We start from the raw sequence: 518 nt of genomic DNA on the forward strand, positions 1-518 counted from the left end.
GCAACTGGACGGCCTGCCGGTAGTGGCCCATGGTCAAGGGCTGGAAGCCGAACACCGTTTGCTGTTCGACCCGGTGCTCGCGCCGGGTCTGCTCCCGCTGCCCGTATTCGTCCCAGCTTTCGACGCTGACCTTGAGCTGGTCGGCGACCAGTTTCAACAAGGGCGGAAACGGCGGCTCATCGACGCCCAGGATGACACCAGGAAAGCGCAGGTAACAGAGCTGCACGGCGAAGCCCAGCCGGTTGGCCGGGCCGCGCCGCTGCCGGATGATGGAGAGGTCGGTTTCGCTGAACGTGTAGTGACGGATCAACTCATCCTTGGTGTCCGGCAACGCCAGCAGGCTTTCGCGCTCGGCGGCGGACAGGATTGAACGACGTGGCATATTTACTGATCCGTTCTCAAGTATTGATACAGGGTTTCGCGACTGATTCCGAATTCACGAGCCAGCTTGGTCTTTTGCTCGCCAGCCTCGACACGTTGGCGCAGTTCGGCAATACGCTCAGACGACAGGGATTTCT

The 518-nt window shown here is 60.8% G+C and carries 2 protein-coding genes; both read right to left on the bottom strand.

Translation table 11 applies throughout. From position 1 onward, the window contains the following. Nucleotides 1-382: DUF4158 domain-containing protein (locus tag RVY79_RS17170; protein ID WP_317465683.1), on the bottom strand; the 382-nt coding region annotated here is incomplete at its 3' end. Between the two features lie 2 nt (nucleotides 383-384). After that, on the bottom strand, nucleotides 385-518 hold a 134-nt coding region (locus tag RVY79_RS17175; protein WP_142764029.1), incomplete at its 5' end, for a helix-turn-helix domain-containing protein.

The sequence above is a fragment of the Chromohalobacter sp. HP20-39 genome (assembly GCF_033052815.1).
GTDB lineage: Bacteria > Pseudomonadota > Gammaproteobacteria > Pseudomonadales > Halomonadaceae > Chromohalobacter.